Source organism: Pseudomonas fluorescens, from assembly GCF_902498065.1.
GTDB classification, from domain to species: domain Bacteria; phylum Pseudomonadota; class Gammaproteobacteria; order Pseudomonadales; family Pseudomonadaceae; genus Aquipseudomonas; species Aquipseudomonas fluorescens_BJ.
The window spans coordinates 17,912-36,675 of the sequence record NZ_CABVIR010000009.1 but is presented as its reverse complement, the minus strand read 5'-3'; the positions used below and the strand labels follow the sequence as shown (position 1 = coordinate 36,675).

16 protein-coding genes are annotated in these 18,764 nt (G+C 59.6%); 1 reads left to right on the top strand and 15 read right to left on the bottom strand.

The window, feature by feature from the left end:
* Nucleotides 1-91 precede the first annotated feature (91 nt).
* Nucleotides 92-1,894, bottom strand: coding sequence for a lipid A export permease/ATP-binding protein MsbA (gene msbA / locus F8N43_RS25430; RefSeq protein ID WP_150639552.1), 1,803 nt, complete (start codon nt 1,892-1,894; stop codon nt 92-94).
* A 154-nt stretch (nt 1,895-2,048) separates the two neighbouring features.
* Here msbA and F8N43_RS25425 point away from each other — a divergent pair, with 154 nt between their 5' ends.
* Nucleotides 2,049-3,911 carry a bifunctional O-antigen ligase/aminoglycoside phosphotransferase family protein gene (locus F8N43_RS25425; protein WP_150654523.1) on the top strand — a complete coding sequence of 621 codons (1,863 nt, stop codon included), beginning with the start codon at nt 2,049-2,051 and terminating at the stop codon, nt 3,909-3,911.
* A 94-nt stretch (nt 3,912-4,005) separates the two neighbouring features.
* Here the strand turns inward: F8N43_RS25425 and F8N43_RS25420 are convergent, their stop codons facing one another.
* The 14 genes from F8N43_RS25420 to waaC all read right to left on the bottom strand — a co-directional run bounded on the left by F8N43_RS25420 (nt 4,006) and on the right by waaC (nt 18,763).
* Nucleotides 4,006-4,890: a glycosyltransferase gene (locus F8N43_RS25420; RefSeq protein WP_150654522.1), complete on the bottom strand. Its 885-nt coding sequence runs from the start codon at nt 4,888-4,890 to the stop codon at nt 4,006-4,008.
* On the bottom strand, nt 4,887-6,041 hold the full coding sequence (locus tag F8N43_RS25415; RefSeq protein ID WP_150639548.1) for a glycosyltransferase: 1,155 nt from the start codon (nt 6,039-6,041) through the stop codon (nt 4,887-4,889). Before F8N43_RS25415 ends, F8N43_RS25420 begins: the two co-directional genes overlap by 4 nt.
* Nucleotides 6,038-6,922 carry a DUF6625 family protein gene (locus F8N43_RS25410; protein ID WP_150639547.1) on the bottom strand — a complete coding sequence of 295 codons (885 nt, stop codon included), beginning with the start codon at nt 6,920-6,922 and terminating at the stop codon, nt 6,038-6,040. The genes F8N43_RS25415 and F8N43_RS25410 overlap by 4 nt, the downstream gene beginning before the upstream one ends.
* A 54-nt stretch (nt 6,923-6,976) precedes the next feature.
* A complete protein-coding gene (locus F8N43_RS25405) occupies nt 6,977-8,410 on the bottom strand; it encodes a PIG-L deacetylase family protein (protein ID WP_150639546.1) in 1,434 nt (477 codons plus the stop codon).
* Between the two features lie 8 nt (nt 8,411-8,418).
* On the bottom strand, nt 8,419-9,315 hold the full coding sequence (locus F8N43_RS25400) for an antimicrobial resistance protein Mig-14 (RefSeq protein ID WP_150654521.1): 897 nt from the start codon (nt 9,313-9,315) through the stop codon (nt 8,419-8,421).
* Nucleotides 9,315-10,445: a glycosyltransferase gene (locus F8N43_RS25395; protein WP_150632366.1), complete on the bottom strand. Its 1,131-nt coding sequence runs from the start codon at nt 10,443-10,445 to the stop codon at nt 9,315-9,317. The genes F8N43_RS25400 and F8N43_RS25395 overlap by 1 nt, the downstream gene beginning before the upstream one ends.
* Entirely contained in the window at nt 10,429-12,186 is a 1,758-nt protein-coding gene (locus F8N43_RS25390) for a carbamoyltransferase (protein WP_008027860.1), read from the bottom strand. Before F8N43_RS25390 ends, F8N43_RS25395 begins: the two co-directional genes overlap by 17 nt.
* A 174-nt stretch (nt 12,187-12,360) precedes the next feature.
* On the bottom strand, nt 12,361-12,696 hold the full coding sequence (locus F8N43_RS25385; RefSeq protein WP_150632364.1) for a YceK/YidQ family lipoprotein: 336 nt from the start codon (nt 12,694-12,696) through the stop codon (nt 12,361-12,363).
* Between the two features lie 144 nt (nt 12,697-12,840).
* Nucleotides 12,841-14,292, bottom strand: coding sequence for a lipopolysaccharide kinase InaA family protein (locus F8N43_RS25380; protein WP_150654520.1), 1,452 nt, complete (start codon nt 14,290-14,292; stop codon nt 12,841-12,843).
* A complete protein-coding gene (locus tag F8N43_RS25375) occupies nt 14,292-15,044 on the bottom strand; it encodes a lipopolysaccharide kinase InaA family protein (protein WP_150654519.1) in 753 nt (250 codons plus the stop codon). The genes F8N43_RS25380 and F8N43_RS25375 overlap by 1 nt, the downstream gene beginning before the upstream one ends.
* Nucleotides 15,041-15,775 (bottom strand): lipopolysaccharide kinase InaA family protein, encoded by a 735-nt coding sequence (locus tag F8N43_RS25370; protein ID WP_150632361.1) that lies wholly within the window; start codon nt 15,773-15,775, stop codon nt 15,041-15,043. The genes F8N43_RS25375 and F8N43_RS25370 overlap by 4 nt, the downstream gene beginning before the upstream one ends.
* Nucleotides 15,775-16,581 carry a lipopolysaccharide core heptose(I) kinase RfaP gene (gene rfaP / locus F8N43_RS25365; protein WP_150654518.1) on the bottom strand — a complete coding sequence of 269 codons (807 nt, stop codon included), beginning with the start codon at nt 16,579-16,581 and terminating at the stop codon, nt 15,775-15,777. Before rfaP ends, F8N43_RS25370 begins: the two co-directional genes overlap by 1 nt.
* On the bottom strand, nt 16,581-17,702 hold the full coding sequence (locus F8N43_RS25360; protein WP_150654517.1) for a glycosyltransferase family 4 protein: 1,122 nt from the start codon (nt 17,700-17,702) through the stop codon (nt 16,581-16,583). Before F8N43_RS25360 ends, rfaP begins: the two co-directional genes overlap by 1 nt.
* Nucleotides 17,702-18,763, bottom strand: a complete 1,062-nt coding sequence (waaC, locus tag F8N43_RS25355) for a lipopolysaccharide heptosyltransferase I (RefSeq protein WP_150654516.1) — start codon at nt 18,761-18,763, stop codon at nt 17,702-17,704. The genes F8N43_RS25360 and waaC overlap by 1 nt, the downstream gene beginning before the upstream one ends.
* Between the last annotated feature and the right edge of the window lies 1 nt (nt 18,764).

The following is an 18,764-nucleotide window of genomic DNA, read 5'->3' as shown; positions in this document are numbered from 1 at the left end:
CAAAAGCAAAAAAAATCGCAGCCTGTACACGTTCTAAAACGACAGACTGCGATTTTTTTAATCGTTCATGACAAATGAACGCCGACAGGAATCAGGCGATGTCTCCAGCCGGGGCATCGAGGCCCATGGCGTTCAGGCGGGCGTAATAGCCGTTTTGCGCCAACAGTTCGGCATGCGTGCCGCGCTCGACGATCCGACCCTGATCCATGACCAGGATCAAATCGGCCTTTTCTATGGTCGACAGACGGTGAGCAATCACCAGGGTCGTCCGCCCTTTCATCACTTGATCCAGGGCCGCCTGGATATGCCGCTCCGATTCGGTGTCCAGTGCCGAAGTGGCTTCGTCGAGAATCAGCAAAGGTGCGTTCTTCAACAGGGCCCGGGCAATCGCCAGACGCTGGCGCTGGCCACCAGAAAGCAATACGCCGTTTTCGCCGACCTGAGTGTCCAGGCCTTCGGGCAGCTGTGCGATGAAATCCATCGCATAAGCGTCTTTCGCCGCTTTTTCGATGTCTTCACGGGGCGCACCGGCCAGATCGCCGTACGCGATGTTGTTGGCCACGGTATCGCTGAACAACGTCACATGCTGGGTGACCTGGGCGATGTGCTTGCGCAGGTTCAGCAGCTTGTACTGTTCCACTTCGACGCCATCGATCAGGATCTCGCCCTTGTCATGGTGATAGAAACGCGGAATCAGGTTGGCCAGGGTCGACTTGCCACTGCCCGAACGCCCGACCAGCGCCACCATTTGCCCAGGTTCGACCGAGAAACTGATGTCGTCTAGTACCTGACGTTCGGTGCCAGGATAGGTGAAGCTCAAATGCCGCACCTCCAGGCGCCCGGTCACGGCATCGCGTTCGACGGTGCCGCTATCGACTTCCGGCTCAACGTCCAGTTGCTCGAAAATACTTTCGGCACCGGCCACGCCTTTTTGAATGGTCGAGCTGACTTCGGACAATTGACGGATCGGCTTGGGCAGCAGGCCTGCCAGGGTGATGTAGGCCACCATGTCACCGGCGGACGCATCGCCACGCAGGAAAAGAACCAGGAACATCAGCACGGCCATGGCGCTGTAGATCACCAACTGAAGCAGCGGCGTATAGATAGCGCCGGTACGGGTCATGCGCAATTGTTTGTCGGTGTTGCCCTGGCTGGCATTGAAGAAGCGTTTTTCTTCGTAGACTTCGCCGCCGAAACTGCGCACCACGCGATAACCCTGGATGGTTTCCGACGCCACATGTGTCACGTCACCCATGGCCGCCTGGATTTTCTTGCTCTGTTTGCGGAATTTCTTGCTCGCGGTACGGACCATCACGGCGATCAACGGCAGGATCGCCACCATGACCAGCGTCAGTTTCCAATTCATGAACAGTAGCGAGGCGAACAGGAAGATCACCGTCATGCCTTCACGGATTACGACCTTGATCGCATCTGTGGCCGCCCCAGTGACCATGGTGACGTTGAAGGTGATACGCGAAATCAAATGCCCCGAGTTATGCTTGTCGAAATACCGATTGGGCAAAACCAGCAGGTTGTTGAACAGCTGTACTCGCAGGTCATGAACCAGCCCGAGGGAAACCTTGGCCAGAAAGTAGTTACCCAGATAAGATCCCAACCCCTGCCAGGCAGCGATCAGGATGATCAGTAACGGGACCGCTTGCAGCAGTTGCAAGTCGCGCAGGTAAGGCACGCTGGGAAACAGTACCGCTTCAGGATTCGAGAGGCCGTCGACGAAGTACTTGAGGATGTAGCCGAGCATTGGCTGCGTCGAAGCGAAAATCAGAAAACCGACGATGCTGATCAGGAACAGGCTGATGTACGGCCGGACATAACCGAGCAGACGGAAGTAGATTTTCAAGCTCGAGGGGCTTGCGGAGAGACTGGAGTCGGTCATATCACGCGAATGTCGATAAAAAGGACGCTGACTTTAGCACAGCTTCCTCTGGGTTCTGGCAATCGCATAAAGGCTGTTATTGTTAGACGGCGCCAACGGTGTCATATAGCCATCACCGGAATGGCCGATCAACTTCAGGATTGAATTTTTCAGCATGCAAGTCAGTGGTTTCAACAGTACGTCCAATCGAGTCTTCGATTTCATTTGCCTGTGGATGCTTCCACTCGGCTATTTTTTGCTTCTGTGCTCGCTGTTCTTCCTGCCGGACCGCAGTCCGTTTCATAAGCTCTACTACGGTTTGTTCAGCATTCCAGCGCTGATTGCGCTTTGCCTGCGACCGCGTGAGCTCAAAGAGTTGCTGCGCGAGCCGATCTTCATTGCGATGCTGCTATTCGCCGGGTGGGCGCTGTTGAGTTTGTGCTGGAGCCCGGGCGATGACGGGTTTTCCGGCAAGTTCAAGCCCCCGCTCCACACGCTGATGCTGTTCGTCGGGTGCTATCTGCTGGTGCGCTACCGCAGCGAGATTGTCCAGCCACTGCTGTTCAGCGCCGCTATGGTCGGGCTGATTGCGTCGGTCTACAACCTGTACGTGTTTGCCCACATCTATGAGCCGGGCCAGCGCCTGATTGGTGGCGGCGCGTTCGACAATCCGTTGTTGAGCTCGCACTTGTTCGGCTTCTTCTGCGCCTATTGGCTGAGCCTGAGCATGACCTGCAAGCGCCCTCAGATACTCTGGTTGAGCATCCCGGCAATGGTGATCATGTTCATCGCGGTAATCGCTACCGGGTCCCGGACTCCGCTGGTGGCTCTGACACTGGCCGTGCTGTGGCTGGGCTTCATCTGCTGGAATCGCCGGTCCATCGTATTGCTGGGCATCATACTCGTCGGAGGAGCGTCAGTGATTGCGCTTTTCTCGCACATGATTTTCGAACGAGGTGATTCCTATCGTTTTGAAATCTGGCAGATGGTCCTGCAAAAAATAGCTGAACACCCCTGGATCGGCCATGGCTACGACGCCAGCATGGACATTGATGTGGGCTTGGGCTACACGCTAGCAGAGCCCCACAGTTTCGCGTTAGGCGTTCTCTACTATGTCGGTATCTTCGGTTTTATCCCGTGGCTGTTCTTCCAGGCCTGGGGCCTGCTGAGCAGCTGGCGCCATCGCGTGCAACCGCTGTTCATCATCGCCTCGACCTGGCTGGTGTTCGGTATCGGAGCGGGACTGACCGAAGGCGGCGGGATCATTTCGCGCCCCAAGGAGCACTGGTTCCTGCTGTGGATTCCCTTGGCACTGATCGCTGCACTGAGTATCAACCAACGCGCTAGTCGCCTGCTGGCCATGCCGATCAAGCAACTGTCGCAGGCAGCCCTGGAAAAACTGACGGCCAACGCCCAGGTGATCGAGGAAGATGGTTTGGGCCCCAAAGTTCTGCGCCTGCTCGATGGCAGCTTCCTCAAGCTGTTCCGCCGTCGTCGTTGGTACACCTCGGGCAGCTTCGATCCGTATTCAGAACGCTTTGCCATCAACAGCGAGCGACTGCGCCGCATGGGCATCCCGACGCCGCCGATTCTGAATCTGTACCGCCTCAGGGACGGCAGCTCCGCCGTGCACTACACGCCTCTGCCCGGCAACACGCTGCGTCAGGTCCTGCAAGCGATCACGGCGCCGGACGTGCGTGAGGCACTGGTGGAACGCTTCGGTAAATTCATGGCGCAACTGCACGAGCAAGGGGTGTATTTCCGCTCCCTGCATCTGGGCAATGTGCTGGTGCTGGAGGATGGCGAATTTGGCCTGATCGACGTGGCGGACATGCGCATCTACCCGTCGTCGCTGAGCCTGTCCCTGCGTCAGCGCAACCTGCGCCATATGCAGCGATACACCGTTGATCGACGCTGGTTGTTCGAGGATCATTTCCAGGCATTGCTGCAAGGGTATGCCGTGACAGCATCGAAATCTGCGGTGGATACCCTGCACAAGCAAGTGCTGGCTGCGAGCTCAACTGCACAGGTTCATTGATTAGCGAAGCGCAACGTAAAAGAGCAGCCTCGGCTGCTCTTTTAGTTTGGCCCGTCCTGGCACAGCGGACCGAGGCCCGGATTGAGCCGATGGCTCAATCCTTTTCCAGAGGCGAGAAATACAAGCGCCCCAGACCACGCCAGGTCTTCTTGTTCCACGCCCGGAACGGAATCTGCGCCAGAAGCTCCCGCGCCAGCTTGCGGTCTCGATTGGCGGTCTTCAGGAACATCGAACTGAGAAACTTGTAGCGCACATGCTCGTACAGCGGGTGATCACTGAACAGCGCATAGGTACGCAGGATGTTGTCGATCATGAAGCGGTGGTTCTTGTAGGAGTTGGTGGCGTGTTTGCGATAGCGCGCCATCAGCACGTTCAAGCCATCAATGAAGTAGCCGGCATGGGTCACTTTCAGCTCGATCAGCAAATCTTCCAGGCGAATAGTCGGATCGAACCCGCCGACCTTGTCCAGCGCCTCGCGACGGATCATCAGGGTCGGTGCCGGCGGATAGGGCTTGCGCTCGAGGAACATGTCATCGAAGTCCAGACGGCGGAACGGTACGTCCCGGCGCTGGCGCGACTCCGGGTACGCAATGCCGTCAGCGTCCATCAGCTCGATATTGCCGGCGCAGATGCCGACCTCGGGCTTGCCATCCATGTGCGCGACCTGCGTGGCGATGCGCTCGGGCAGCATGATGTCATCGGAACCGAAAGGCACTATCAGGCTGCCCTTTGCGCGCGCTATGGCACCGTTGAGAGTATTGGTCAGCCCCTGATTCTGCTGAACACGGAAATCAAAGCCGTGTTGCGCCTGCAAGACGTTGATCCGCTCGACACTGTCATCGCTGGAACCATCATCGACCACCAGTAACTCGATGTTCGAATAGGTCTGGTTGAGGACGCTGAGAATGCTCTCCTCAATGTAACGACCGTGGTTATACGACGCGATGATGACCGTGACGATGGGTTGTGCGTCGCTCATGATTCTTCCTTGCGGGCCTTGCTCAAGCCGGAGTCGATCAGGTTCAGGTATTCCTGGCGGAACACCTCGATATCGTGTTGTTCCTGGAGATACCGGTAGGCTTGTTCGCCCTTGGCCTTGAGCGCGTCATCCGGTAGCTCGAGGTAAGTATCCAGTGCCGCGACCAGGCTCGGCACATCCTTCGGCGTAATCGCCAGACCGCCCGCGCCCTGAATCAACGGCAGCATCGCCGGCACGTTGGAAGCGATGACCGGAAGATGACCGCTCATGCCCTCGAGCAATGCCAGCCCGAGACCTTCGGCCAGCGATGGCATGGTCCAGATGTCAAAGGCGCGAACGTACTGCAAGGCGTTTTCCTTGAAGCCCAGCAGATGCGCACGCCCGCTCAGGCCCAGACGCTCTATCTCGGCGGTCAGGCGCGACTCTTCGCGGCCCGCACCGATGATCGCCAACTGGGTATTCGGGTACTTGTCCTTGAGGGCCGCAAACGCCTGCAACAGGTAAGTGTGCCCCTTGACCGGCACCAAACGGCCCAATGCACCGATCAGTCGCACCGACGGATCAATACCGAGCAGTTCACGGGCCCGTTCGCGACTGTGTTGCAAACCTTCGGCCTGTTCGATGTCGATCGCATTGGTAATGGCGTAAGTGTTTTGATCGGTGAACCCGCAGTCGCAGTCCAGCAAATACTGCTTGACCGCCGGCGATACCCCGACAAAACGCCAGTGACTATCGATCAGGCGCTGGGTCTGGCGACGTCGGTACAATCGGTCGTACTCGCCAAAGCCGTGGGAGATGCCGATGCACAACGGCACTTTCAACCAGCGGTTGAGCGTCAGCATCATGTTGACCGGCTTGAAGCGGTTGCAAATCACTACATCGAATTTTTCTTTGCGGCAAAACTGATACAGCCGCCACATGGCGCGCAGGCGCATGCCCTTGAGCGATTTGTCGGAAAACTCGAAATAAACGGAACGCCCGGCACGGCTCACCGCCTCGCCCGGCCCTGGCTTGCCCCGCAAAAACGCGGCGGTCACCTCATAGCGATCATCCGGCAAAGCCTTGACGATCTGCTCTGCCAGGTCGGCAAAGTCATGGGCTTTGACATTGTAGTCAGGCTGCAACTGCAGAACCTTTGACCGTTGACTCATAACTCTCCCCGGTGAAAACCAGTCGCGTCGATGACCCAGGCGGGTTCAGCGGCGAGGCGCTTGATCTCCACCGGATCGGGTTGAGGCAACCGTGGCCACTCGTTGCGCTTCCAGCAAACGAAATGGAAATACGGAAACCGGCGATCGCCATCGCGATCATTGGTCAAATGGCCGTCGCGCCAATGCCATTGGTGCGGGAAATTCTCGGTCCCGTCATGCCACTTGATGCAACCACCCGGCGTACTGTACGCCTCGGTGAATTCGCTACGTCGACGCCACGGGTTGAACTTGCCCACCAGTTTGAACAAGGGCTCGGGAAAATTCTTGCGCCAGAGAAAGATTCGACTGAATGCGCCCTCGTCCAGCGCGTGATGCTTCTGGTCCGTGAACCGCGCTTCCCAATCCTTGATCTGCCTGAACAACTCACGCTTGCGGGCGGTGTTTCTGATCAGGCAAAGATGCCCGGCCACTCGCCGTTCGTGGGTGGAGTACAGGTCGTAGGAAGCAAGCCGATCGGCAGTGAAGTAGCTGCGCAGGTCGCCGTACACCAGGTCGATATCGCCGAACGCCCAGAAATCATAGCCCTCCAGGCGGTCTGCATGGATCAGACCGAACGCGGGCCTGATGTCGCACAACTTGTAAGCCTGAGTCGGCGCAAAGTCGATACCCAGCCGCTGGGACACCAACCCACAGTAATCGCTGAACATCATGCATTCGACGGTCACGTTGGGCGGTAGATTCTCGGGAACGCCGCAGTCTGTGAAGAACAACCAGTCGATGTCGGGATTGCGACGGCAGCTCTCCAGAAAAAACGGCATCCAGAAGGGCCAGCTGCCGAAATAAGGCATCAGAAACAAAATACGCGGGCATGGATTAATCACGGATAACTCGCTGTCAATGCTGGGAGGCGCTGCCATGCTAGGCAGAGTTGTACTTCAATTCTGCTTCACAGGGGTTTCGCCATGCTTCAGAAGCCAGAACAGTTCCTGGCGTCTGACCGCCTTGCGAAAGAATTCATTCTCGCCATAGAGAGGCGGCACTCTACTGGCCAGGAGCCACTGTATCAACCGACGCAGGCGCCGCTTCAATGGCATGCGCGGCTGCAGGTCGTGCATCATACCCAGCGCCATGGCTTTATCACGCTGAAGTGCCGGGGGAACCGGAAGGCAGTAAGGCTGCATCGGCACCGACGAATCGAAGGCTGGCGGCAGCGCGATACCATGGCCGGCATCTCCCATGGGCCAGCGATCGTTGTCATGCAAATGGTTGGCATAACCGAGCAACGTGGTCGGCTGCCACGCCAGGCCTCGCAGTGCTTCAAGGATCGCTTGTTGGGCGCAGATGTGATCCGGGTGCGGATCGAGCGTCGGGTGCGGCAACACGATCACTTCAGGGCGGGCCCGCAGCAGCAGTTCGCGCAGGTCGGCCAACAGGTTGTTCCAGGTCGGTGCACCATCGGCGTCGCCCGGTAGTGCAAAGGGATTCAACTGGCGGAACAAGCGGGTGTCGTCCATCTCCGCTTCCCGTGAACCCACCGGCCGGGACGGTGCTGCCTGCATCGCCGCCAGTTGCAGGCAGAAATAGCCCAACTGCACGCAATGGGCTTCGGGCACCCCGGCCCAGCGTGGCACGGCGATGCTGTCCCACGCCCGCAGCCGCCCCTTGAGGCGAGCTGCTTCGACCTTGTTCAGGCCGATCTGCTGATAATGTTCCGCTTCGATTTCGCCGGCGGTGAGGGTGACTATCCAGGCTTCGTCGGCCTGACTGTACAAACCATAAGCCGCCAGCTCGGCGTCGTCGGCGTGTGGCGCGATGACCATCACCCGCTGACGGCGGTAATCCGGCTGTTCGAATGCCCAGAGCACGGGTTCGCCCAGCACTCGGCAAAAACGTCCTCGCAGACGCAACTCGCCTCGCGACAGCACTTGCGCCTGACCACTGAGATTGAGGTAACGCAGCCCGTTGGCCCCACGCTCGAAGGTTTGCCTATCGGGATTATCGCCCCCTGACAATTCGACAGCCGGGTCGAGAAAGCGCCCCAGCCAGGTGCTCTTGATCCGAAGGGCCAATACCAGCGTAGCGTCGTCCACCAGCATGACGCCGTCATCCAGGCGCAAACGCTCGCCGTCCAGGTGAATCTTGGGTTGCGGGGTGTAAGGCGGGAAGTTGTAAGCGTAATCGTCCTTGGGCGAATAGAACAAATGATCGGCGAACCAGGCTTCGTGAGCGATCCAGCCCAGTACCGCCAGCACCAGCGGTAGCCACCAGGCCACCAGCACGCCGATGACGACCAACAGCACCAAGGCGATCAGCAGGCCGATACGTTTGTTGCGCCGGTGGCGCTTGAGCAATTGCTGTTTTCGACTCATAGGTTCGCTCATACGGTGAAGACTGGCACAGGATTGCACCAGCGATCCTTGTATTCACGATCGGCGCGACCGAAGGAGAAGCGCAGGGGCTTGTCCAGCGCTCGTGCATGCTCCCAGGCACTTTGGGTATTGAGAAAACTCAAGACGCTACCGGGGCTGAATTCACGGGTTTCGGGATCGACGCCACCATTAATGTATTCGACACTGATCCATTGCGGCGCTTCGACGCGGTAGACCAGTTGAATCGCGATCGGCGCATCGTTGAGGAAAATCACCGAGCCGATCAGCAAGTCACGCAACAACCCGATCACCTCGGCCATACGCTCGGCACCGGTCGCGGGAAAGCCCCAGCGACGCTGGAACAAGTCGCAGTAAATCGCCGCCAGTTCGGCGCTGGAAAACTCGCTGACCGGCCGCACCACGCCGCCCGCCTCTTCCAGCAAACGCAATTCGCGACGCTGGTTATAGCGAAATTTTTTCGACAGCTCTTCAGGAGTGCGGGCCATGGCCAGTTGTTCTGCCTGCAGCCTGATACCGCTGAAGCGGCCTTCATTCAGCGCGGACAGATAACGAGCGCGATGGCGCAGGGGCGCTTGCGTATCAGCAGCGGCCGGCAGGATGAGCTCCGCATTGCCGAGGTCGAACAGGCCTTTCTTACCGTTGCGCTTGAGCACGTCCTTGGACAAGGCAAGGTCACGACCCCAAGTTGGAATCGCCGCCTGGACTTCACCCTTTGGCGCCCAGGCCAGGTAACGCACCGGGATATCGGCCAACTGCGCCAGGCGCTCGACCACCATCGGATGAGTGGCGACGCTGCCGCCATAACGGTGCCAGGCCTCGGCGTATGTCGAGGCATCGACCACCGCCCAGCCACGCTCGCGCCATCCTTGAAATCGGTTGAGCATCAACCCCTCGCCGCCAGTTCGGTGACGGCGGGTAAATGCCAGAAAGCATCGCGTACCGCGCGGTCGGAGAAGCGCTCGCGTAAACGGTCTAGCATCAACTCGGCACATTGGCGGCGCTGCTGATCATCCATCGCGGCCAGATGTTGCAACCCTTGAGCCAGGTGCTCGGCGTCGCCCAGCGGAAAGAGAATACCGACGCCCTCGACCACTTCCTTCGCACCGCCGCATGCCGTCGCGAGCAACGGTACGCCGGCAGCCATGGCCTCCAGCAGCACCATGCCGAACGGCTCGTGATCGGAGCTCAAGGCAAACACATCGAAGGCTCGGAAGTAACGACGGGCTTCGGGCACCTGACCGAGAAACAGCACACGGTCGCCGATCCCCAGTTCGCGAGCCGTTGCCTTGAGATCCTGCTCCAGCCGACCGATACCGAGAATCACCAACTGGCTGTTAGCCGGCAAGCCCGGTAACGCCGCGGCAAAACCGTGCAGCAACGTGGTCTGATCCTTGTCCGGATGCAGTCTGCCGACGTTGCCGATAATCCATGCATCCATGGACAAGCCCAGGGTTTCCCGGGCTTCGCGAATCGATACGTGACTGTCCTGCAAGGCTTGCACATTGATCCGGTTGTAGAGTGTCTGAATCCGTGCGGCCGGCCAATTCGGCAGGCAACTGCGAATGTCGTCGCGCACGGCATCGGAAACACCGAGCAGACTCAAACGCTTGCGGAAAAAATTCACAAAGAATTTGCGAGTGCCGCGCTTGTAGTCGTCAAACGCGTGATGCACGCCGATCACCGGCAACGAAGTGCCCAACAAGGCGATGTAGATCGGCTTGAAACGATGAGCAATGCAGAAACTGAAATTGCGCGAAGCGGCGATCTTGCGCAGATCGCGGATGGCACCCAGCTTCAGGCCACGAATGGCCTTGGAGCTGTATTCCATGAACAACACTTCATCGGAAGCACAGCCCGCGGCAACCTCGCTGTCTGCAACCCCGGTCAGAAACACCGTGGTCACTCGATAACCGGTCCCCGCGAACAGGCTGGCGTACTGCCGGGCGCAGTCCAGAAACGGCCCGTCATAGCCGTGGCAGAACTGCAGCACATGGCGTTCAGCCGAGCGTGTCATATGCGTCCGCGCCCTCTTTGACCACCAGGATGTCTTCCATGATCAGATACTGCAGGTCGGAGCCGAAGAACATGTTCAGGGCATCCGTCGGCGAGCAGATCATCGGTTCGCCACGGCGGTTGAGCGAGGTGTTCAGCGATACGCCGTTACCGGTCAGCACTTCCAGCGCCTTCATCATGTCGTAGTAGCGCGGGTTGTATTCGCGCTTGAGCACCTGAGCACGAGAGGTGCCGTCTTCATGGACGACTTCCGGCACGCGGGTTTTCCACTCTTCAGCCACTTCGAAGGTGAAGGTCATGAATGGCGCGGGGTGATCGATCTTGATCATCTGCGGTGCGACGGTGTCGAGCATCGACGGGCAGAAAGGCCTCCAGCGCTCGCGGAACTTGATCTGGTGGTTGATGCGGTCAGCCACGCCGGTCGCGCTCGGGCAACCGATGATCGAACGACCGCCCAAGGCACGCGGACCAAACTCCATACGCCCCTGAAACCAGGCGACCGGGTTGCCATCGACCATGATTTTGGCGATGTTTTCCGGCATGTTCTCGAGCTTGCGCCATACCGGCTTGCTCGGGTGACGGGCGCATGCGGCGAGCACGTCTTCGTTGCTGTACGACGGGCCGAGGTAGACGTGTTCCATCTTCTCGACCGGCACGCCACGAGCGTGAGACACATAAGCCGCCGCGCCGACCGCGGTGCCGGCATCGCCGGACGCAGGCTGGACGAACAGTTCCTTGACGTCATCACGGGCGATGATTTTCTGGTTGAGCTTGACGTTCAACGCACAGCCGCCAGCGAAGGCCAGCTTGCCGGTTTCCTTGAGCACGTCGCCCAGGTAATGGTCGATCATCTGCAACGCCAGTTTCTCGAACAGCGCTTGCATGCTCGCGGCGTAGTGGATGTAGGGCTCGTCGGCGATGTCGCCTTCGCGCTTCGGCCCCAGCCACTCGATCAGCTTCGGCGAGAAGTAGAAACCCTTGCCCTTCTCTTTGTAGCGACGCAGGCCGATGACGTTGGCGTAGTCGGTATTGATCACCAGCTCGCCGTTCTCGAACGAGGCCAGACGCGAGAAGTCGTACTTGCTGGCGTCGCCGTACGGCGCCATGCCCATGACCTTGAACTCGCCGTCGAGCATCTCGAAACCGAGGAACTCGGTGATCGCACCGTACAGGCCGCCGAGGGAGTCGGGATCGAAGAATTCCTTGATCTTGTGGATCTTGCCGTTTTCGCCGTAACCGAAGAAGGTCGTGGCGTACTCACCCTTGCCGTCGATGCCGAGGATCGCGGTTTTCTCTTTGAAACCGGAGCAGTGGTAAGCGCTGGAGGCGTGGGCCAGGTGATGCTCGACGGGTTCGATCTTGATTTTCTTCGGATCGAAACCCAATTGCTCGAGGCACCAGACGATCTTGTTGCGATAGCGCTTGTAGCGACGGTTGCCCATCAGGATCGCATCGAGCGCGCGGTCCGGGGCGTACCAGTAACGCTTGGCGTAGTGCCAGCGTGCCTTGCCGAACAGGCTGATCGGCGCGAACGGAATCGCAACCACGTCAACGTCGGACGGTTTGATGCCCGCCTGCTCGAGGCAGAACTTCGCCGATTCGTAAGGCATGCGGTTCTTTGCATGTTTATCGCGCACAAAGCGCTCTTCTTCAGCCGCCGCGACCAGCTTGCCGTCGATGTACAAGGCTGCGGAAGGATCATGGCTAAGGGCGCCGGACAGGCCAAGAATCGTCAATGCCACAGGGGTCTAGCCTCTTTAGTCTGCATGCAGGCGCAACGCGCCTCAAAAATTAATGTGCCCTCGCAAGGGGCGAGAGACAGCTAAAGGGCGAGATTATAGCTTAAACATGCCGGGAATGACCCTACGGTTATCAGCGGCGTAAACATGGCTCAGGACCAGGACGCACGGCCAGGGTCATCCGCGACCTGGCCGCCAGTAAATCCTGAGGTTGCCATCGACCCCCTGCCGGTAAATCGTGTACGGCAAGGCGACGGTGTCCAGCGCACCGGACAACGCCAGGTCCAGCAAGACCAGCGGCACAAGAAAACCCGTGGGATCCGGCGGCGCATTCAACACACAGAAATCGTAAGCCAGGCCGCTGTAGATACGCGGGATGGATTGGCAGTAGGTTTTTTGTTTGCGCAGGTCACGCGCCGCATCTTCGTCATTTTGCAGGACCGTGACAGCGGTGCCGCAGCCAGATAGTGCCAGTGAGAGTGTGCCGAACAGAACAGCCGCTTTAATCGTCAAAATTTGCCCTCCATGAACGTCAGGCAAACTAGCATTGCGGTCAGTCAGGCCACAGTTCATGGCTTCTCAAGTTTGTGTAGGACCGTTCACAAGAACTTGTCCCTTATCTTCGTTGGCTGCTCGCGAAAGGACCGAAGGTTCGACTCAGGCAGCGCTGGAGATGTCTCTGGGAAGCCGCTGGTCAATGACCTTATACAGCGCGCTGCTCTCGGGCCAGTTGCGCATGAACCGCGCCCGATCCCGCGCATACGCTGGGGCGAAGCTGCTGGCTGAGCCATGCTGGCACATCGAATCGAGGTCGATCAGCGCCCAGCGATCGTGGTGCCAGAACAGGTTGTGCCCCTTGAAGTCGCCATGACTGATCCGCTCGCGAATCAGCTCTGCAAACAACTGATCCAGTGCCACCAACTCTGCCTCGGGCGCTTCACCGCTTTCAACGTACGGCGCAAACCGCTCGATAATGTCCGGCCCCGGCAAATGCTCGGTCACCAGATACGCCCGGCTGCGCAACCAGAGAAAACGTTTTTCCAGCAAGGCCAGCGGTTTCGGCGTGGCAATACCGAGGAACGCCAGCCGATTGCCTTCGCGCCATGAGTGCCAGGCACGGCTTGGGCGCCAGAAGCGTTTGAGCCAGTGGGCAAAGCCTTTGATGTTGTAGCGCTTGATCACCAGAGTCCGACCGTCCACCGCGACTTTTCCGACACTCGCCGCGCCGCCGGTCTTGTACAGATGGCCCTGATCGAGCAACGCATCGGCCTGCTCCAGCACCGGCAGCATCGCCGCTTCTTCCTCGCGGCGAATCGCCCGCAGCCCGAAGGCCCCGCGCTGCACGCTGAACAGCGTGCATTCGCGACCGACCTTGATCAGAAAGTCCTTGAGGCGCCAGCTGCGGACTTTGTCGATCTGCTTCTGCAACGCCTCCATGGGCAAGGCATGCTCGCCATTGCTCAGCAGGTAATACACCAGCAATTCTTCGGTGAACGGCTCCAGCGACTTGGGCAATTGGGCAAAAAACACCCCGAGGTTTTCCAGGACTTTCTGCCGAGACAGTGGCTGGCCGGGGGTTTCGCTGCAGATCCCGGCGCCATCGATCAAATACAGTCGACCGCCCTGACGCAGCAGGTTGTCCAGGTGCAGGTCTTCCTGCCACAGGCCTTTGCGGTGCATTTGACCTATCGCGCCCAGCGCATCGGCCAATACCGCCGATTGCTCATCCGCCAGCATCGGCAAGTGCTCGACCTGTTTCCAGGTATCCCCCAGGCTCTCGGCACCTTCAAGGAAATCGAACAGCAGCCAGCCACCCTCGCCATCCTTCAAGCCGTCGGCCAGCAGCTGCGGCGTGGTCAGACCTTGAGCGGCGAGCAAGCGCACACCGTCCAGTTCACGCTGGAAATGCCGGGCAGCCTTGCTGCCGACCAGCAACTTGGCCAGCACCGGACGGCCGCGCCAGACACCGGCGCCGACATAGCGCTGGCCCGGCAACACCCGCAGCAGGCTCAGCAGCTGCAACTCGGCGGGACCAGCGGCATCGGCCAGTGAAACACTCAGCGGCAGAGCCGGATTACGGCCGGCGTTTTTCAGTTCGGACAAACGCATCAGCGTGCCTCCTTATGGCTGCGCCGCGCGGTCAGTCGCGTCAGCCAGCCATCGATCAGCGAACTGTCCTGCGATTGACCCAGGTAGGCGGCCAGCAACTCACGCAGCTGCGCATCGCTCCATTCGGGCGCCCGCCGCGTCAACGGCTCCAGATCCTTGACCCGGTCACGCTGCCCCAACAGCAACGGCCGGGTCTTTTCCAGGTCGATCAGTTGGGCCTGGTAACCGTCGCCGGTGGCCTTGAGAAAAATGTGTTTCGGGTAGAAGCAGCCATGAACCTGACGCGCTGCGTGCAGGCGTCGAGCCAGCTCGCCACACGCCTGCAAAATCGCCGAATGCTGCGCGCCACTTAACTCCGACCAGCGCCGCAACAGCGAGTCCAGGTCATCCCAACCGTCAAGCGCACGGGTCAGCAGAATCGCCCGGACTTCGCCCTCGACTTTGCGCTCACCGAAGAACGCCGCTTTCAGGGCCGGAATGCCGAGCTTTTCATAACGACTGATATTGCGAAATTCCCGGGCAAAACTGGGCTCGCCAAACGGCGCATGCAACGTGCGCATCAGGTAGTTGCTTTGACGCTTGAGATAGAAGCCGTGACCTTCAAGGTCCAGTCGAAACACACTGCTCCAGCCACCGCGCACGGTGTTGGGCTCATCCACGGCATCGAGTTGCCTGGCCCAAAGTGCATCGAAGGTACCGAGGCCGTGGCGCTCCAGTAGCGCACGGTCTTCAGCGGCCAGAAAATCAGTCATTCGCGCCCCTCAAAAAATCTAACCACGTGCCGGATCCGTTTCTTGTCGGCGGCATTGAGTCGTGTCCGCTGGCGGTATTGCAGGTAAAAGCGCAGGCGCTGAGTGGCCGACAGCTGATACTTGGCGACCTTGTCCAGGCACGCCAGATCCTTGGTAATACGGTATTTGAGCCAGAAACCACGCCAGAAATCGCCGTTGGGGCAATCGATCAGGAACAGACGTGCCTGATCGTCGATCAACAGGTTGCGCCACTTCAGATCGTTATGGGTGAAGCGGTGGTCGTGCATGGTCCGGGTGTAATCGGCCAATTGCCGACTGACATGATCGACCCAGGCACGGTCCGCCAGTTTCGGGTCATGCCGCTCCGCCAGGACAGACAGGTCTTCGGTATGCGGCAGTTCACGGGTAATCATCGCCCCGCGATCGTAGGCGGCACCGCGTCGCTCCAGCCCCCAGGCCACCACTTCAGCGGTGGGAATGCCCCATTTGGCGAAGCGTTTGAGGTTCTGCCATTCCATTTTCACCCGAGGCTTGCCGAGGTAGCGGCGCAAGCCCTTGCCCGCGCCGGTGTAGCGCTTGACGTAATAGTTGACGCCGTTGCGATTGACGCGGATGACTTCGGACAGCGGGTCGCGAGTCAATCGCTCACCCTGCAAGGCAAACACCGCCTCGAGACTGCCGAAATCTTCGGCCAGATCGCTGTAGGCAGGTTCCAGGTTCCAACCCGACATCAGAGCGCATCCCCGTATCGCTGTTTACGGTCGTAGAGTTTGTTGGCCTTGCCTTCCAGCCAGGCGAGCAGCCCCGCTTCTTCCGACAGAATCTGGCGCAGCGGTTGCTGGAAGTAGCCTTTGAGGAAACGCAATTTGTCGCGCCGGGTCAAGCCGATGTCCAGGGCCGAGAAGTACAGCGCCGCCAGATCCTTGTTGCGCCAGCGCTGGGTGATTGCCGGGCGGGTCTGAGCGCGGTGCAGGTCGATCACCGAGAGTTTGAAGTCGTCGGCGGTCACCGGTTTGTCGGTGTGCAGCAGGAAGTGGCAGATGTAGCAGTCGCGGTGATTGACCCCGGCGCGGTGCATCATGCCGGTCATGCGCGCCACTTCGGCGATCAGCGCACGCTTGAGCTTTGGCTCGGGCGGGTTCTTGACCCAGTCGATGCTGAAGTCTTCGAGGCTGATGGTCGGCGCCAGTTCTTCGGTGACGATGAACGAATGCTGATCCGCCGGGTTGCTGCCCTTTTCACCGTACGCGACGGCGGTCATGGTCGGCACACCGACTTCCTGCAGGCGCTGAATGGCTTTCCACTCCTGGCCCGCACCCAGCACCGGCAGTTTGGCGGTCAGCAGGTTTTTGAAGATTTCGCCCCAGCCAATGCCACGGTGGATCTTCACGAAAAAACCGTTGCCGTTCACTTCAGTGCGCAAGGTCCGGCGCGCTTCCAGCTCACGGTAGACCTCGCCCTGCAGGCCTTCGACTTCGGCGAACGGGTCGCGTCCGGCCCAAAGGCTCTTGAACGGTTCAGCCAGCATCAACTTCATTAAGCGTGCTCCGCCAGAATCACATCGGCCGCGTGTTGCGGCATGCTGTAGAGGTCGGCCGTCTCGGCGAAAGCCAGACCGTTGCGGCTCCAGGCCGCTCGTGCTTGAGCGTCGTTCAACATACCGGTCAGGTATTGCGTCAGTTGCGCCTGATCGAAGGGTTCGTCCAGCACCAGACCGGCGTCCGCCTCGGCGATGTAATGGGCGTAACCGCACACCGCGCTGACCAGCACCGGCAACCCGGCCACCAAGGCTTCGAGCAACACCGTCCCGGTGTTTTCGTTGTACGCCGGGTGGATCAACAGGTCGGCGCCGAGCAGAAAACGCGGGATATCACTGCGGCCCTTGAGGAACGTCACATTGTCGCCAAGCCCCAAAGCGGCGCTCTGCACCTGGAATAACTTGGGGTCGTCCTGGCCAATTACAAACAGCCGGGTGCGCTTCTTCAGATCAGCGGGCAACGCGGCCAGCGCCTTGAGGCTGCGATCCACGCCTTTGGTCTTGAACCCGGAGCCGATCTGCACCAGCAGCAACTCGTCGTCCTTCAAGTTGAATTCACGACGGAACCCGGCACGAATCTCAGCCGCATTTGGTGGCGCGCGGCGATCCTGAGAAATGCCCGGCGGCAGCAAATGGAAACGTTCCAGCGGGGTGTCGTAATGCTTGATGAACAGCGGCTGCTGGACTTCGGAGATCATCAACACTTCAGTCTTGGCGTCCCTGGCGAACACCGCGCGCTCGTACTCGGCGAAGTGCCGGTAGCGGCCCCAGCGACGGTACAGCGAGTTGCGCAGATTCTGCGCCTTGTCTTCGAAACAGCCGTCGGCGGCGTAGTAAACGTCCAGGCCCGGCATCTTGTTGAAACCGATCAGACGGTCCACCGGACGCTTGGCCAGATCGGCCTCCATCCACTCGCTGAGTTTCTCGTTGCGTCGATGATTGAAGAACGCTTTGACCGGCGCCACCAGCACTTCGAAACCGGGTGGGATCTCACCTTCCCAGATCAGCGTGTAGACACGAATCTGATGACCGCGCTGCTGACATTCCAGGGCAATGCGCATGAAGTCGCGCTGCAAGCCCCCGAACGGAAAGTACTTGTACAAGACGAATGCCAATTGCATCAGCGCAGCTCCTCAGCCAGTAACAACGTGCTCAGTCGGGTCGCGACACGCTCGGGATTCAGACGCGTGAAGCACAACGGCCACTCGCGCTTCAGGTCAAACCGGCGGGCATCTTCGGCCGTCGGTTGATAGGTGCATTTCTTTTGCAGGCACGGAGCGCAGGGGAAATCGCTGGCGATGTGAATCTGCGCCTTGCCGTACGCACCGGTCAGGCCCGGGTTGGTCGGGCCGAACAGCGACAGCGTCGGCACGTCCAGTGCAGCGGCCAGGTGACCGAGACCGGTGTCCACCGCCACGCACGCCTGCGCGCCGGCCAGCACTTTGCCGATGCCCGCCAGATTCAGTTTGGGCAGCACTTCGACGTGCCGCATGTCCTTGGCGATGCGCTCGGCCCGGGCTTTTTCCGGCGGATTGCCCCACGCCAGCTTCACGCCGACGCCCAGGTAGCCGACGCGCTCGGCCAGCTCGCGCCAGTAGGCTTCAGGCCAGTGCTTGGTGTCCCAGGTGGTGCCGTGCAGGAACAGCACGTAAGGGTTCTTGCGCGGCAATTCCACCAGGCGCTCGACGTTCAGGCCGTAGTCGCCCAACCCTTTGGGCAGGTCGTAGCCCAGGGCGATGGCGAACAACTGACGCACTCGCTCAACCGCGTGCTGGCCACGGGCAACCGCCAGTTTGCGATCATAGAAACGCGCAGCGATCGGTTCCCGTGCCGAACCTTTATCGAGGCCCGCCACCGGCGCCTTGACATAGCGGGTGAGCAAGGCGCTTTTCAACAGGCCCTGTGCGTCAATCACCAGATCATATTTCGTGGCGCGAACGCTTTGCTTGAAGCGCTTCCACTCGCCACTCTTGATGGTTTGCCAGATGTTCTTGCGCCAGCGGCGGATCGCCACCGGAATCACTTTGCCCACGGCCGGGTGCCACGTCGGGATCTCGGCGAAACCTTCTTCCACCACCCAGTCGAACGTTATACCGGGAATTGCCCGGGACGCGTCGGTCAGCGCCGGCAACGCATGAATCACGTCACCCAGCGAAGAAGTCTTGATCAGCAGAACCCGCAAA

Coding starts and splice junctions, on each gene's coding strand:
- msbA (WP_150639552.1), bottom strand. CDS start 1,894: ATGACCGACTCCAGTCTCTCCGCAAGCCCCTCGAGCTTGAAAATCTAC.
- F8N43_RS25425 (WP_150654523.1), top strand. CDS start 2,049: ATGCAAGTCAGTGGTTTCAACAGTACGTCCAATCGAGTCTTCGATTTC.
- F8N43_RS25420 (WP_150654522.1), bottom strand. CDS start 4,890: ATGAGCGACGCACAACCCATCGTCACGGTCATCATCGCGTCGTATAAC.
- F8N43_RS25415 (WP_150639548.1), bottom strand. CDS start 6,041: ATGAGTCAACGGTCAAAGGTTCTGCAGTTGCAGCCTGACTACAATGTC.
- F8N43_RS25405 (WP_150639546.1), bottom strand. CDS start 8,410: ATGAGTCGAAAACAGCAATTGCTCAAGCGCCACCGGCGCAACAAACGT.
- F8N43_RS25400 (WP_150654521.1), bottom strand. CDS start 9,315: ATGCTCAACCGATTTCAAGGATGGCGCGAGCGTGGCTGGGCGGTGGTC.
- F8N43_RS25395 (WP_150632366.1), bottom strand. CDS start 10,445: ATGACACGCTCGGCTGAACGCCATGTGCTGCAGTTCTGCCACGGCTAT.
- F8N43_RS25380 (WP_150654520.1), bottom strand. CDS start 14,292: ATGCGTTTGTCCGAACTGAAAAACGCCGGCCGTAATCCGGCTCTGCCG.
- F8N43_RS25375 (WP_150654519.1), bottom strand. CDS start 15,044: ATGACTGATTTTCTGGCCGCTGAAGACCGTGCGCTACTGGAGCGCCAC.
- F8N43_RS25370 (WP_150632361.1), bottom strand. CDS start 15,775: ATGTCGGGTTGGAACCTGGAACCTGCCTACAGCGATCTGGCCGAAGAT.
- rfaP (WP_150654518.1), bottom strand. CDS start 16,581: ATGAAGTTGATGCTGGCTGAACCGTTCAAGAGCCTTTGGGCCGGACGC.
- F8N43_RS25360 (WP_150654517.1), bottom strand. CDS start 17,702: ATGCAATTGGCATTCGTCTTGTACAAGTACTTTCCGTTCGGGGGCTTG.